This window comes from Arthrobacter sp. ISL-85, assembly GCF_018613675.1.
Lineage (GTDB): Bacteria > Actinomycetota > Actinomycetes > Actinomycetales > Micrococcaceae > Arthrobacter.
Window position 1 is genome coordinate 12,425 of sequence record NZ_JAGGPQ010000008.1, and the last position, 13,940, is coordinate 26,364.

Sequence of the window (13,940 nt, forward strand, 5' to 3'; positions counted from 1 at the left end):
GATGTAGCATCGTCGGGTGATTGTGGCGGTTGAGGGTCCCAGTGCGGCGGGGAAGACGACCTGGTGTAGAACGACTGCGGCCGAGTTCGTGGCTGAATACGTGCCAACAGGTACCGAGCCTGATGGAAGCGATCCTGTGCGCCAGGGGCGTTATTGGACGGACGTCAACACGGTGCGTTGGTCGCAAGCGCTGGACCTTGAAGCCCGCCGGGGAGCGGGCATTTGCGACACCGATCCGATGAAACTGCACTACTCATGGTGCTTGGCTCGGGTCGGCGCCGCCCCTGCTTCGCGGTTCGTTCACGAGCTGGCATTTGTGCGCGAGGCTATGAGTTGCAAGCAGCTCGGATTTGCAGACGTTGTGCTGGTGACAGTGCCCGATGAGGAAACTTTGCGGCGACAGAAGATTGGGGATTCAACACGTTCCCGACGCTCATTCGAGCTTCATGCGAAGCTGCGCGAGCCCCTTAGTGAGTGGTACCAGTGCCTCGATCAGCTGAAACCCGGTCGAGTCATTTGGGATTTACCCGAGGACGGCGTCAGCTCAATCAGCAGAACAGTGCCCTGCGGCGACCAGTACGACGTACGGGTTCTCGATGCACTCATTGGCGAGCTACCCGAACTTAAGTGAGGTGTCCCGGTACCCGATCCTCCACGGGGACACCTTCGTTAACTTCGTCTGGTGCACCGAGTTGGCGCGGTGCAGTATAGGCTCTGCTTGTTTGGGGGCAGTCAAGAGCGCTCCTGCATGCTAGAAGGAGCGCGCGCATTGAGCTATGACCAGCAGTATTCCCACCAGCAGCCGTGGCTTTCGGAGCCCGACCCGGACGCATGGGTCCTCTCCCCGTTCGACGCTGAGAAGTCGCGGCGGTGGCGGCTCGTCCTGGGATGCAGTTCGGTGTTCCTGGGTCTAGCGTCGGGCTTTTACGCCTATACCGACATCTCCGTGGTCATCCGTGCGATGAATACGGCCGCGACGTCCGGCGGCGACATCCCGGCAGATGCCATGAGTCACGCCATCGCGCTCATCGCGGTCTTCTGCGTGCTTGCCCTCGCCTACGTCGGAGCAGGGATCTGGAACATCGTTTCCCGGCTCTCGACTGCCAAGGCACCCCTGATCGCCGCGATCGCCCTCACGGCAGCGGCTTTCATCTTCATCGGCTTCTACATGACCACAAAGTCGCCCGGTGGAGTCGAATACAGCGCTCTCGGCCTGAACGCGCTGATCATCTCCCGATGCGTCACTGTGATGCGGATGAAAAAGGTCGCTGCTTATCCCGCAACTGCCGAATGAGCCAACGAACAAGGCGATCTGCGGCCTTCGGGGATAGATTGCCGGCAGTATGCTCATCGAAGGTCTGCTTTATGCAACGTTTGGGGGTTAGGTGCATGCGCTTCACCGCGGGTGTAGGTGTGGCTGTCGCTGGCAGCATCTTGTTGATTGGTGCTGCCCCGTCGATGGCATCGGGGGATGTCGTTGATGTTGGTCAGGGGCCCCTCGGCGTCGCCATCGACGCCGACGGCACTGCTTATATAGGCGATAGCGGGGGCGTAAGCGTCCTTCCCGCGGGGGCGAGCAAGCCAACCAAGACCCTCATGGCAGGCGTCAACCCGCACGGGATCGCGATAGGCCCCGACGGTACCCTGTTTGTCGAGGGGTCAGCCCTCGATGATCAGCAGGAAAAGCTCGTGGTGATACCGAAGGGCTCCTCTACGGTGGCACGCACGATTACCCTCAGCGCCGACGCCCACCTCATAGCCGCAGGGGCTGACGGGACTGTCTTTGTTCCCAACCCGCTCCTGGGCACAGTCTCGGTCATCCCGCCGGGCGCCGACGCCCCGGCCCGGGAGGTCGCCGTCGGCCGCACTCCCAAGGAAGTAGCCGTAGCCCAGGACGGCACCGCCTACGTGACCAACCAGGACAGCGGAACCGTCTCGGTCATCGCCCGGGGCGCCGGCACGGTTTCACGCACCATTGATGTCCGGAAGACACCTGACAGCGCCGGCGCTCCGCACGGGATCGCGATAAGCCCAGACGGCACCGCCTACGTCACCAACATCACCTCAAACGACGTCGCGGTGATAAAGGCCGGGGACTCAGCCGTCTCCTACCGCGTGCCGATCCCAGGCGGACCAAAGGAAATCACCGTCGGCCCGGACAGCACTGTCTATGTTCTTTCCGAAGCCAGCAGCCTCTCCGTCATCGCACCAGGTGAAACAAGTGCCCGTCGTGGCCAGCCGACGCTCCGGAACCCCGGACATCTCGCCCTGGCTCCCAACGGGTCCGTCCTGGTGACCAACACCGCTGATAAATCGGTGTCGGTCTTCCCGGCCCAGGACCTGAGCATTCCGGCGCTAGCGGCCGTCAAGGCCCAAGCAGAACAAGCTCAGACAAAAACAACAGATCCCACGGCTCAGGCCAGCCCGGACCACACGGGGACCAACATGTCCAACCTTCCGGTCATCGTCGGAACCGTGGGCGCGGCCATCCTGATCGGGGCCGCCGCGCTGATCCTGGCCAGCAGAAGGCGCAGACATTCTGAAGCAGCCGACGACACAGCAACTTCAGAGCCCCCGGCAGAGGATCCCAAAAGATTCGCAGTCCTCTCGGATCACACGCCGAACTGAGCGTTCATGTCTCGGTGGTGCGGCCAACGGCCCTTCCGTGTTCTACAGGGGATCCTTTACCGGACAGTACTGCGGGCTCACGGTTCATCCACTAGGCTCGCTTTTGGTCCGTTGCGGGCCTTGACTCGGCTAAGCCGGACTTTTGGGGGGCATTCATGGTGGTAACTGGCAGTACCTCAAAGAGGGCGATGGGTCTGGCCCTGGTCCGTCCAGCGCTGGTTGTTGTGCTGTCGCTAGGACTGGCAGGGTGCACTTACGAGGGTGCTCCAACCCAGGCCGAACCGACTGCGGTCCAGACCACCCACGCCGCAGTTGCGTCTTCCGCCGCGAAGCCGGCCCTGAGTGGAGAAACCGTGCGGGACTCGTTTGGCAACGCGGACTTCTACACCACGGCTCCGGGAGACACCCTCTCGGCCGTCGCGGCGGCGTACAAGCTATCCGAGGCGAAGGTCGCTGGGTTCAACGGACTCCAGTCCGGAGCTCCCCTCACTCCGGGCACACGGCTGCGGCTGATCCCGGACGGTCCCATGCCGGGTGCCATGGGCGCTGCCACGGTTGACGCAAACGGCGTTCCAACGAGTTACACAATTGAGCCCGAAGACAGCCTGGCCGGAATCACCTACCGGTTCAACCTGACCGATGAGCAGTTGGCTGAAGCCAACAAAGTCGCTTTCACGTACGAGAAGGGGAACGTCTTCTTTGTCCGGGCCGGCAACCACATCCAGCTCCAGAAAAACCCCGTCGACAGCAGATCCGGCCAAGGAAAGAGCGTCAACAATTCCTTCGGCCAAACCATTTACTACACCACCGTCGACGGAGACTCGTTCGACAGCATCGGCTACCAATTCCGGTGCACTACGGACCAGTTGCTGCGGTGGAACACGACCCTTACAGCAGACCGGCCCATCCCGGCGGGGACCAAGGTAAGACTCATGCCCGGCGAAGTCACGATCGAGGGTGCACGCGGCACCTTCACCGTGGACGCCGACGGGATTCCCCTGACTTACACCACGGCACCCGGGGACACCCAGCGTCAGGTCGCCTTCCGCTTCGGGATCCCCGAGATAGCGGATCTGTCAGCGGCGAACCGCCCACTCACCGGCACCGACCGTGTCTGGTACGACTTCAGCGATCTATCCGCCGACGAACTGGCCCCGGGCCAGACCATCAGCCTCAACCTGACCAAACCCATCCACCAATGAGGCCAAGAAACGGCCCACAACCTTTTCGAAGCTGACCTGTGCGACGTGGAAATATCGACAGTTCCCGGAACAGCCATCGCCGACTTGCATCCATTGACCGTCCCAACGAAAGCGAACTTGTGGGTATCTTCAAGAGAAAATCTCCGGAAGCAGAGATAAATGATTCCGACCTGACATTCTTCACAGGTTCCGAGGCAAATGATTTCCGGGCCATCGCGCGCGAAGTCTTCGCAGGGATGGGACTGGAGGTCCACGTTCACGCTGGTCATGCTGTCGATGACTCGGAACGGGAGTTTGGCTTTTGGAACGTAGCTGCCGCTTGTAATGAGCAGCCGCAGTCCAAGTGGCGAGACGTAATCCGCGACCACCTTCAACGTGTCCTGGCCAGCTTCGAAGCGCCCGATCCCTTCGACGTCATGACGCCCTCAGAGGTATTGAAGCGGACCTTTGCGCGCCTTTACGACGAGGCGAGCATCCCAGGGATCGAAAGCTACCCACACAGGGAGATCGCGCCCGTCATCGTCCAGATGCTTGCGTTGGACCTCCCCGAGACCGTTGCCGTTTTCAACCATGACAATGCGAACAAGTTCGGAGGATGGGAAGCCCTCGGAAGGCAGGGCCTCGAAAACCTCCGCGGGTTGGAGTCCGAGCAGCTAGAAACCCTTCCCGCCCCCGGAGGGGGGACCTTCAATGCCCTCCTCGGTGATTCTGTTTACACTGCGAGCCGGGCCTTGCTTCTTCCTTCCTTGGCGGCAGAGCTCACAGGTCAACACGTTCAAGAGCAGTTCGGGTGGCTTATGAGGATCCCGAACCGGCACCAAGTTGTCTGGCACACCATCGAAGACGCCACCGTCATCAATGCGCTTAACGGAATGGCCCGCTTCACGGCCCTGGGATACGCCGATGCGGCCGGGTCGGTAAGTCCACACGTCTTCTGGTGGAACGGCGAAAGCTACGAACAACTTACATACCTCCACGAGGACGGTGGCCTGGCGGTCCACGTCAGTCCAGGCTTTCAGGCCGTCCTGGAATCGGTAACTGCCGACAGATAACGGCTGCAGAAAGACTCCGGCACTGCCCGCCCGTTAGAGGATCCCCTTACGGGACACCCGGACTGTTGTCTAAGCCCATAGCCGACTCCAGACCACGAGCACGTACCTTATGTGACTCAGGCCTTCTGGCTATAGTTTCTCTGTCCCAGAGGCCTTTACCCCTAGATAACGTGACCCAGGACGTCTTGGCTGGTTGTGGTGAGTACAGTGCAGCTGAGCAGCCACCTTTCCGGATCATCCTCAGGCAGTGACGGATCAGCCCACCACTCATACAAGCCGGCGAAACCCAACAAAGGCTCATTCTCCGAGTACAGATAATTCGGGATCTTCTTCCCGTCCTCGGTCTTCTGCCACTCGTAATAGCCCTCCGCCCGGACGATGGCCCGGCGCTTCACTGCCGCCTTACGGAAGGACGGCTTCTCCAGGATTGATTCACTGCGGGCGTTAATCAGCTTGGAGCCGATCTTGATGTCCTTTGCCCAGGACGGGACCAAGCCCCAGCGCGCGATCAGCAGGCGCCGGTCAATCGTGCCCTCATCCAACCGTTCAGCAACGATCGGCACACTCTGGGCCGGCGCCACATTCCAGCTCGGCGGCGACGGGCTGCCCTCGACCTCCTTGGCCTCAAAATGGCTCAGTAGATCACCCGTGGCCTTGGACATCACATATCTGCCGCAAATGAGCAGCCCATTGTGCCTGACACGCACCGCCCTGAGGGCTACCCCGTTAGCTGATCCCTGACCGACGAATACGGACAAACCATCCCATTTCCGTTGGAAACGGGGCACCTTGTACTTCTTGGTCAGGGCCTGTTCCTTGTCGCAGTGCTCATCACGGGCAAGCCCGTACTCCCCCAGACCCAAGCCACCGACATATACCTCACCGCCCTTGCGATCCTGCTGACCCTGACCTACCTGCTCGGTCTCCTCTTCCGGCCCAAAAAGAAACGCCTCGGCATGGGAACAGACTCATTGGTCGTCCTGATCCTCTACCTCGTTGGCGTCGCCGGGCTCTTCGCCGTGGCCACACCATGACCTAACCCCATCAGGAGCCCCGAGTGATCCCGCGTGCCGGCACATTTCTCAGGCGCGAGATCGGGCTAAGTCGGACGGCGTACCTCGGCCACCACAGGTCGACACTTCCGAGCTCATCCCCCACCTCCTCCCTGACGCCCAAGCGGTCCTGATGGTCCTCATGTTCACCGGGCGAGTTGGCACCATCACGGTGGCTTCTGCCCTCGCCCTCTCCTCGCGTCCCCCCTCTACCAACTTCCGGAAGAACGTCCGGTCATCGGCTAGTTGGCGCGATCTGGCTTGTTTGCCGACACGTGCCGTCGTTGTGTCCAGCAACTATTCCGCCGTCAGGACCCCTCTCGGCTTTGGAACTCGTCATCAAGTTCGAAGTGGCGGAACTCCGTCTCCGGATCCGCCTCTCCTTTGCTGTCAATCTCGCGATTCATCTGCCGTTGGACCTGGCTGTCCAGTACCTGCAGCTTCTCATCAGATATTTCGCCGAGATCCTCGGGGAACGGCTCAGCGGGAGTCAGGTGCAGTTTGTCAGTCATGGCTTCTTTTCACACCGGCGTTCCGGGCCTTCTTCGTTGCATCATGATACGGACCCCGTGCAAATAGCCCCACGGCTGATGCCGGACCTGTGCTTCATCCGCCACAACCAGGGCAAGGGGTGGGAAGTGGCAGACATATGGGCTGCAAAACAAAGCGTTTCCCCCGCCATGATGGTCTCTGACTACTTGACGTGAAGGTTCGATAAAGCCCTACCGGGGCCGTCCTGGCATAACGGCTCCGCGCGGGTAACCCGTTCGAGGACTGTCCCATTTCCTTAAAACCGGGACGTTCGTGGGTGGGACACTCCCCCAGCATTTTCGACGGCATAACTTCCCCGGTTTTGCTCAACCTACGGCAGCTCCCTGACCCTGTAGAAGCCACGGTCAGTGTCAGGAAAGGCGCGCCTGGAGAAGCCAAGACAAGGCCTCATTGCGGGAGGTGAAAAACCGAGTAGGACACGGGAGCGTCCGCCGTGCCATGGCAAAATTGGCAATGACGCGATTGACCGGGCTTGAGCCGAGCAGGGCAATTCGTGAAGCGGCGCACTTGACGCTGAAAACGGCCTTGGCCTGGCGAGTCACCGCCTGAGTGTTCGCTATGTCGATCAACATCGGGTACTCGGCACCGTCGGCAAGCTCATTGACCATCGCCATCGCCGCATGGACGTCCGCGGCCTCCAGAACAGTCCCCCGCTTCCACACAAGGTGGAGAACTCCCTCGTCACCGAGTTCCACCGTGCCCTTGCCGCCGTCAACAGTGATCGGATTCATCTTTTACTCCCCCAACATTTTTGTAGCTAAGACTAAAGGTACGGCTTTGACCTGCGGAAACATCGGGCAAAGAGAAGAAACTGAAGGTGCAGGCGGCTTTGGATATCCGTGCAGAATCTGAAAACAAACTTGCCTGTTGCGTAACCTTGGTGTCCCGGAAGTTGTCCCAAAATAAGCTCGCGTTACGTTGCTTCGGATGCAACTTCTGGGACGTCGTTCCTGCTAAGGGCCCGAGTCAGGGATGAGACGCTGACGCTAAGCCGCTCAGCCGTTTCCTTCAAAGTCTTTCCTTCGTTGCGCAGCTGCCGGGCCGTTTCCAGTTTCCCTGGGGTCATCGACCGCGGGCGGCCGCCGAGGCGGCCTCGCGCTTTAGCTGCGGCAAGCCCAGCTTTCGTTCTTTCCGACAGCCGTGATCGTTCGTATTCCGCGAGGGAAGCGAACATGTCAAAGATGAGCTTGCCGTGGGCACTAGTCGTATCCAGCCAAGGTTCAGCCAGGGAACGGAAGCCTATCCCCCGTTGACCCAGTACTGTGACGATGTCCGCGAGGTCGGAGGTACTACGCCCTAGCCTGGTCAGGTCCGCAACCAACAACACGTTGCCAGGCTGCAGGTACTCCAAGCAGTCCTTCCACCGTGCTCTTGCCTGGGTAGCACCGGACGCGTACTCCTGAAAGACGCGGACTGCTCCGGCCGCTACCAACGCGTCCACCTGCGAATCGAGCGATTGACCGCGAGTACTGACCCTCGCATAGCCGACTATGTTCCTGGACACGTCAAAAACCCTCTCATCACCCTTTTGACCGGTTTTCTTTTCGGCAACCAGTTTTGACTAAGAGTAGGAGTACTTTTTCGACTTTTTTGTGTCATTTTCCGAAGTCGTCTGCACAAATGTCCAAAGTCATCTGCACAGCCCCCCACTACATGCCCGGAAGGGGATCCCGAAACGGACGCTCACGTAGCGCAGCGGGCTTAGTTAGGGGTGATCCGCGCCGTTTCCACGATTTCTAAATGTCGTCCCGCCTCGCATGCGGTATTTGGCATAAGACGCGACCCCGACGAAGGTGACTAGGACAAGGCCAAGCGCAATCCTCAACGGCCCCGGCTCCGGTACAAAGAGGATGGTTCCTGCGATGACCAAAAGAATTACAGCCTGAGGCCAGGACATCTCAGCTAACCTGCGCATACGAACCCCTAGTTAGGCGCCGCGGAAACTTACTGGACTATCTGCGGTCAGCTTAGAGCAGACTGCCAGGTGCTTTCGCAAGTCTCGGGATCTTAGTTGGCGATGCCCAGCGCCGAATCGACGGCGTTAGGACTACTTGGCACGCGACTGTTCGGAAGCGGATCCTTTAGCGGGCAGACGAGCCCAGAGACGGCACGACCCCGTCGCCGCCAAAGCTCGTAGTCATGCCCGATACCCTCATCAGCGAGGATCATCTCCGCATCACTGACAGCAGAGCTGATCCAACACTCGCCGCCCACAAGGGGACGCTGGTGATGGCAAAAATTCCTAACATCTGGACCTAGCCAGGCTTACCAACCGCCTGGACCCGCCGGGGCCGGCAATCTCGGGCACGGCGCCGTTTCATGCCCTCTGCCGTGTCTCATGGCACACCGCATCATTGGCTGCCCGGCTCGCTATCGTGCCTGGATGCACCATACTGGTCAGTAGAGGTCATGACAGCCGGGCGGGCCCCCCTTCGTCCGGACTCACGAATCTCAGGTGCTGGTCGGTTCTTGTAGTCCAGTTTCCCTGTCGGGGCCGTTGAGCAGCCAGCGGCTGAGATGGCGACGTCCCACGGCGGCTTTAGGGCAAAGCAGTGATTGCCCCCACGTAACGGAACGCCCTCCCCGCCGGTCTGCCGCCACCGGCCCACATCGTGTGCCCGCCTGGATGCTCACGCGTTGGCCGTCGGCCGCCTGGAGCACATTTGTCCAGTTGCTCTACCCGTTCGGGATACAGCGTGCCTTTCTTCAGCGCATGTCGCTGGGCTGCCAGCCACCTGCCCAGGGCTTTTTCCTCTGGGGAACCGGACGGGCGCAGAACTGGATTTTTTCCGTGCCTGCGCCAGTGCTCGGCGAGTTGTTCAAGTCGGTTATTCCAATTGCGTTGGCCGTGGGATGAGGCAAGGAAGCCGCCCGGGGGCTACACTGCTCCACCCGGGCAGAGCCTGGTTCAGTTTCAGGATTCTCTCGGGCAAGAGCAGTCCGTTTCGCAGACTCGATCTCAAGGCGGTCGCCGCGCCAGCCACGTCAGGAACCCTGTCTAAGAGCTTTTAGGTGTCTTTGGGGAAGCGTGAAATGCCCCGCCAAGCCAGGCGGTAGATAAGCTCACTGGCTCTGTCCAGGCTCAGGGCGCCGTTACCCTGCTCAGCCATGGCCTCAATCCAATACCGTCCGCTCACCTGCACCAAACCCATCAAGGCTCTACCCAACAGTTCCGCTCCAACGAGCGGCAGTACAGCGTCCTCGCTAATGATTCGGGCGATTGCGCCGGCAAAGCCCTTTCTGAATGCTTCCAGGCGCACGCTGACGTCAGGGTCATTGCTCAGGCCGGATTCAAAAGCAAGGCGATATGCCCCATCACCACGGGCAAGGAAACCGAGATAGGCCCGAATGGCATCATGTACCCGCTCCTTATTGTGCTTGGTAGAGCGAACGGACTCATTCAACACATCCGCCAGCGTCCCGAGGTTGATGTCCAACAGCTCAAGGTACAACTCACGCTTGGAAGCAAAGTGCTGGTACAGAACCGGCTTGCTCACATACGCGGCCCGGGCAATGTCATCCATGCCGGCCGCGTGGTAACCATTCGCCACGAAAACCGACTGGGCTGCCTGCAGGAGCAGCTGCCGCCGCTCACCCGGTGTCACACTCTTCGCCAAGTTCTCGACCGCTTGCGGGACTGGCCCCTCCTTCACACGTCTCTGGATAGCCACCGGCGCCCACCTCTCTCTGATGGGCCCACTGTACCCCGGGCCAAGAAAAGCCTTCGCCCTTGGCAGATCCACCGTTTCCCATATCCGAAAGCACGACAGAACCCGCCATCAGGACAACCGTGCGTGGCCCCAACAGTGGGGTAACGGACGCCGGCGCCGCTCTGTCGACCCTTGTCATCGGCATCAGCTAGAACCGCCAGTCGAACGATGAAAAACCGCCATTCTGAACTAACAGTCACAATAGCCACGGGCAGCAGCTGCTCGGAACGTGTCTGCAGGCTTCCAGGGCACGGTGATCGACCGGCTTCCGGACACGTGCTGGGATCAGGCTTACGGACAAAATCCGCTAACCGACTCCTCCTCAGCGGGACGCGGTCATAAATTCAGGCCGGCCGTGTCCGAGTCGGCCGTGTCATTCGGCGGCCAATCCACCGGCCCCGGCATGGGCGAGCCGGACGCTGCTGCTGTCCCAGCAATACCCCAACGGCTGATACCAACAGAGCACCGCCCCGGCAGTTGCGTGCCCCCGGGACCGTTCTGTCAGTTGGCCAGGTGCCGTTCCTGGAATGCGGCAGCCGGACGGCAGTACACATTGCTGGCGGACAGACCCGCCGACATAAGGAGCCCCCGTTGCATCGCAAATAGCGTTCGCCATCAGCTCGGCGCCGAATAAACACCGACCGTCTTGGGCCGGATGGAGCTTATGAGCGCGATGGCCAAGATGCCGATGATGGTCATCGCCTCGCTTATTACTGCCGCCGTTCCTGCCTCCTCGAGCGGCTCGTGCTGAATTTCGAAGGGCAGCCAACCGGCCGCGAAGATCGGGGCATGGACATAGAAATACAATCCAATCATCATGCTCATAAATGCCCCGACGGCGGCGAGTGAGACCAAGGCTGTCTTCCGGTAAGCACGGTTGCGCCAAAGCAACAAGGTCGCTCCCCCGACGACGGCGGCGGATGCGTAGCACCCGGCCGTCATAGCCCAAAAAGCCCAGCCCGATACTACGTTCATCGCCATGTAATCGGCGATCAATTCTTGGTGGATGAGTCCGGCCGCGATGGCGCAGACTGCGGTGAACAGGACGAGAACGCTAAGAGCCGCCGTACGAACGGTGTTAGCCATACGAGCGGTGGTCAAGGTTGCGGCCATAGCCGCCTCCTAAATTAAGGAATTGGTACCATAGATGGCGACCCGCGGCACCCGGCTGGGGCTGAATGTCGCCATCCCTGCACGCGACGATTCTGGCGTTGTCAAAAACTGATCCCCGGCTTAAGCCAATCGTGGCCCCCAGCGAAACAGTATGCAATAGCTCGACGAGACTCATGAATAGTCCAATTGGGTGCGGCTTCGCTGACGAACCTTTCGGCGTCGCCCGCTCCACCGTCTACCGTGCCATCCAGCGATCCGGCACACCGTGAAACAGTTTTGTGCAGGCGACTCTCGATCAAAGTGAAGCTTTGTGCAAGGGACTTCGGAAACCAGATGTCCGTACCCGACTGCACAACTCCCGGCATTTTAAGGCAGTTCGTGCAGACGACTTCGAAAACTGAGAGCCTGTCGTCCCGACGAGAGGCAGGGTGGGTCCGACGCAACTACCGGACTACGACCGGAAGATACGACAGGGTTGTGACCAGGGAGAAAGTTGCTATGGCGTATCCGATGCTCAGGGCGGCAATCGCCAGCCCGCGGCCGCTTTCACCACTGAATCTGACCTGGTTCACCGAAACATGTCCGGCACCCACAGCGAAGACAGTCAGGACCGCCACGCCGAGCGTCCAGTACCCCAAGGCGGCCACGGCTGCCAGGAAGACTGCTGTGACAGCCAGTTTGTTCAGCCCCGTTTTTACGCGGACCGGCTCCGACGGCGTACTCATTGCGCTTCCCCCAACCTTGTCAGCATGGACCGAGTCTAGGCCTAGCCTGCTCCCATGACTTGGACCAGCAGGGGGCGGCACCAAGCGGATCGCCTGCGGGGGTCTTTCCGGTTCAACGAGTAAAGGTTGCGTCCTAGCGACGGACGGCCGGTCTCCCCTGTGTCAGAGCTCGACGTCGATGTTGATGAACGCGCAGAAGTCGATCAGCCAGTCCAGGTCGGGACCGTTGAGGAAGACTTTCGGGGCAACGCTCGCCGAAAGCCCGAAGGCGTCACTGGCCCGGCCGAAGAAGACGTAGGCTGCCCCGGAGTCCAGCCGGCGGCTGGTCCACACGCACCCGTCCATGCCGGCCTTCCAGGCGGCCTCCGCCCACTTGACGGTGTCGGTGTACCAGGCTGAGTCCGTGTCTGTCAGTTGGTGGCGGTCCAGGCCGAAGTGCCGCAGGCCAACACCCCGGAAGGACGCCAGCTTCAGAGGCCGGAGGGTGGTGATCCCGGCAGCGATCCGGTCGGCGTACTGCCGGGGAAAGACCGTTCCACCGGTGGCGGGCAGGTGATGGAGTATCGATTCGCAGACGGCGGTTTCAAGGTCCTCCCCGGCGTAGAGAACCGGAACGGGCACGCCGTGGTCGTCATCGAAGAAGGCGAACCGGGTCGGCTCCCCGAAACCTGGGTTGAATGAGGTGGGGAGTCGCTTTCCGTCCCGTCCGGCCCCGTAGACCCGGTACAGGACAGTTTTCTTGGGAAGAACGACCTGCTCAGGATAGAAAGGATCCGGTGGTGGCGGGACAGGCCCTACCAACGTTCAGCCATGTCCTGGCGTGCTGCCTCAAGAATCTTGTCCGGCTGATCCAGCATCCTCGCTGGGACACGACCGTCCAGGTAGCCGTTAGGGGAAGCCAGCCACAGGAGCAGATGCGGGTCGGTCCACTGATTGCGGCGCCCGACAGCGGCTACCTCGGCAATGATCGGCCGGACCTCGCCGTGGTCGAACTCGAAGCCCGGGTATAGGGTGCCCCTCCCCCGCTTCACCCCGATGATCTTGCCCTCCTTTGCCAGCTGCTGGGCCCTGTTCCGGTTCGTCCCGCTGCCGCCGAGGAGCACGGCGACCGCGCCGCTATCGAGCAGCCCGTACTCCCTGGCAATGCTGCGCCAGCGGTTCTCGGACGCCTGCACGGAGCGCGCCACCTCCGGGCTGGCTTCCAGGCCCTGCCCGGTACGCTCCAGGACCTCAGCAAGGGCGCGGGCCGTCCGACGGAGCTGCTGCTCGCCTTCGCGGAGCCGGTCCTCGGCGGCACCAACGGCATCCGGCTTAGCCTGGAAGCTCCGCCGCACCACCTTCCGGTGGCCGGTCAGCGGATCAACGGTCACGTAGACCTTCTTCTTTGCAGGCGGTGATCCTGCGGCCTTCCCTGCTTGCTTCGTACCGGCAGCCGCGTCGGTCCGAGCCGTGGGCTTCACAACCTTCGATGCCTTGAGTCTGGCAACCTTGGCACCGCCCCTATCGCCTGAATGACGGTCCATACCAACTCATACTACCGTCATTTACGTCACCGGTGGTAGGTGCGACTTCGACCGCCGGGACCAAGCTTCTATGGTTTCGGCCCGGATTCTCTCCGCCGGCGCCGACTGCTGACGAACCAATAGCCGCCTGTGAGCATCAGCAGAAACCCGATAGTGCCGATAACGATCAACTTCGTGCCGAAGCCTGCAATCACCACTGCAATACCGGCAATGACGGTCAAAATGGCATATACCGTGCGTGCAGCTGGCCTGCCCAGTGCTCCTGCCTGCAATTCCAGGGCAAGATCAGGATCGGCAACGGCAAGTTCCTGCTCGATCCTTTCAAGGCGCCGGCGCTCCTCCTCAGATAGCGCCATCGTCAACCCTCCCGCGTCCAAACCTGC

General features: G+C 60.9%; 16 protein-coding genes and 1 pseudogene. 7 read left to right on the forward strand and 10 right to left on the reverse strand.

Annotated features, from left to right (window positions below):
- Nucleotides 1-88 precede the first annotated feature (88 nt).
- The 5 genes from J7I84_RS06765 to J7I84_RS06785 all read left to right on the forward strand — a co-directional run bounded on the left by J7I84_RS06765 (nucleotide 89) and on the right by J7I84_RS06785 (nucleotide 4,882).
- The gene (locus J7I84_RS06765) at nucleotides 89-631 is read left to right on the forward strand and encodes a hypothetical protein (protein WP_214942421.1); all 543 of its coding nucleotides are present in this window, start codon (nucleotides 89-91) and stop codon (nucleotides 629-631) included.
- 138 nt (nucleotides 632-769) lie between these two features.
- On the forward strand, nucleotides 770-1,294 hold the full coding sequence (locus tag J7I84_RS06770; protein ID WP_214942424.1) for a hypothetical protein: 525 nt from the start codon (nucleotides 770-772) through the stop codon (nucleotides 1,292-1,294).
- 95 nt (nucleotides 1,295-1,389) lie between these two features.
- Nucleotides 1,390-2,628 carry a hypothetical protein gene (locus J7I84_RS06775; RefSeq protein ID WP_214942427.1) on the forward strand — a complete coding sequence of 413 codons (1,239 nt, stop codon included), beginning with the start codon at nucleotides 1,390-1,392 and terminating at the stop codon, nucleotides 2,626-2,628.
- Nucleotides 2,629-2,981: 353 nt separating this feature from the next.
- Nucleotides 2,982-3,830: a LysM peptidoglycan-binding domain-containing protein gene (locus J7I84_RS06780; RefSeq protein ID WP_214942430.1), complete on the forward strand. Its 849-nt coding sequence runs from the start codon at nucleotides 2,982-2,984 to the stop codon at nucleotides 3,828-3,830.
- A gap of 119 nt (nucleotides 3,831-3,949) precedes the next feature.
- Nucleotides 3,950-4,882, forward strand: a complete 933-nt coding sequence (locus J7I84_RS06785; RefSeq protein WP_214942433.1) for a hypothetical protein — start codon at nucleotides 3,950-3,952, stop codon at nucleotides 4,880-4,882.
- 161 nt (nucleotides 4,883-5,043) lie between these two features.
- Here J7I84_RS06785 and J7I84_RS06790 read toward each other — a convergent pair whose 3' ends face one another.
- Nucleotides 5,044-5,670, reverse strand: a complete 627-nt coding sequence (locus tag J7I84_RS06790) for an SOS response-associated peptidase (RefSeq protein WP_311381088.1) — start codon at nucleotides 5,668-5,670, stop codon at nucleotides 5,044-5,046.
- A 36-nt stretch (nucleotides 5,671-5,706) separates the two neighbouring features.
- Between J7I84_RS06790 and J7I84_RS06795 the strand changes: the two genes are divergently transcribed.
- Nucleotides 5,707-5,916, forward strand: a complete 210-nt coding sequence (locus tag J7I84_RS06795; RefSeq protein WP_214942436.1) for a hypothetical protein — start codon at nucleotides 5,707-5,709, stop codon at nucleotides 5,914-5,916.
- A 344-nt stretch (nucleotides 5,917-6,260) separates the two neighbouring features.
- Nucleotides 6,261-6,641, forward strand: a complete 381-nt coding sequence (locus J7I84_RS06800) for a hypothetical protein (RefSeq protein WP_214942439.1) — start codon at nucleotides 6,261-6,263, stop codon at nucleotides 6,639-6,641.
- A 195-nt stretch (nucleotides 6,642-6,836) separates the two neighbouring features.
- Here J7I84_RS06800 and J7I84_RS06805 read toward each other — a convergent pair whose 3' ends face one another.
- From J7I84_RS06805 to J7I84_RS06845, 9 genes and pseudogenes are all read right to left on the reverse strand, one after another.
- Complete coding sequence (locus J7I84_RS06805; RefSeq protein ID WP_214942442.1) at nucleotides 6,837-7,217, reverse strand: STAS/SEC14 domain-containing protein; 381 nt, start codon at nucleotides 7,215-7,217, stop codon at nucleotides 6,837-6,839.
- Between the two features lie 182 nt (nucleotides 7,218-7,399).
- Nucleotides 7,400-7,990, reverse strand: a complete 591-nt coding sequence (locus J7I84_RS06810; RefSeq protein WP_214942446.1) for a recombinase family protein — start codon at nucleotides 7,988-7,990, stop codon at nucleotides 7,400-7,402.
- A 1,035-nt stretch (nucleotides 7,991-9,025) separates the two neighbouring features.
- A pseudogene (locus J7I84_RS22010) lies at nucleotides 9,026-9,319 on the reverse strand (helicase associated domain-containing protein); the annotation flags it as partial.
- Between the two features lie 175 nt (nucleotides 9,320-9,494).
- A complete protein-coding gene (locus J7I84_RS06820) occupies nucleotides 9,495-10,139 on the reverse strand; it encodes a TetR/AcrR family transcriptional regulator (RefSeq protein WP_311381092.1) in 645 nt (214 codons plus the stop codon).
- Nucleotides 10,140-10,811: 672 nt separating this feature from the next.
- Nucleotides 10,812-11,309, reverse strand: a complete 498-nt coding sequence (locus J7I84_RS06825; RefSeq protein ID WP_214942449.1) for a hypothetical protein — start codon at nucleotides 11,307-11,309, stop codon at nucleotides 10,812-10,814.
- A gap of 443 nt (nucleotides 11,310-11,752) precedes the next feature.
- On the reverse strand, nucleotides 11,753-12,034 hold the full coding sequence (locus J7I84_RS06830; RefSeq protein ID WP_214942452.1) for a DUF4190 domain-containing protein: 282 nt from the start codon (nucleotides 12,032-12,034) through the stop codon (nucleotides 11,753-11,755).
- Nucleotides 12,035-12,196: 162 nt separating this feature from the next.
- Nucleotides 12,197-12,835, reverse strand: a complete 639-nt coding sequence (locus J7I84_RS06835) for an RES family NAD+ phosphorylase (RefSeq protein WP_214942455.1) — start codon at nucleotides 12,833-12,835, stop codon at nucleotides 12,197-12,199.
- The gene (locus J7I84_RS06840) at nucleotides 12,829-13,404 is read right to left on the reverse strand and encodes a hypothetical protein (protein WP_214942458.1); all 576 of its coding nucleotides are present in this window, start codon (nucleotides 13,402-13,404) and stop codon (nucleotides 12,829-12,831) included. Before J7I84_RS06840 ends, J7I84_RS06835 begins: the two co-directional genes overlap by 7 nt.
- A 221-nt stretch (nucleotides 13,405-13,625) precedes the next feature.
- Nucleotides 13,626-13,913: a DUF3040 domain-containing protein gene (locus tag J7I84_RS06845; protein WP_214942461.1), complete on the reverse strand. Its 288-nt coding sequence runs from the start codon at nucleotides 13,911-13,913 to the stop codon at nucleotides 13,626-13,628.
- Nucleotides 13,914-13,940: the final 27 nt, after the last annotated feature.

Excerpts from the sequence above, each read along its gene's own strand:
- J7I84_RS06830 (WP_214942452.1), bottom strand. The coding sequence starts at position 12,034 with ATGAGTACGCCGTCGGAGCCGGTCCGCGTAAAAACGGGGCTGAACAAA.
- J7I84_RS06825 (WP_214942449.1), bottom strand. The coding sequence starts at position 11,309 with ATGGCCGCAACCTTGACCACCGCTCGTATGGCTAACACCGTTCGTACG.
- J7I84_RS06805 (WP_214942442.1), bottom strand. The coding sequence starts at position 7,217 with ATGAATCCGATCACTGTTGACGGCGGCAAGGGCACGGTGGAACTCGGT.
- J7I84_RS06845 (WP_214942461.1), bottom strand. The coding sequence starts at position 13,913 with ATGGCGCTATCTGAGGAGGAGCGCCGGCGCCTTGAAAGGATCGAGCAG.
- J7I84_RS06775 (WP_214942427.1), top strand. The coding sequence starts at position 1,390 with ATGCGCTTCACCGCGGGTGTAGGTGTGGCTGTCGCTGGCAGCATCTTG.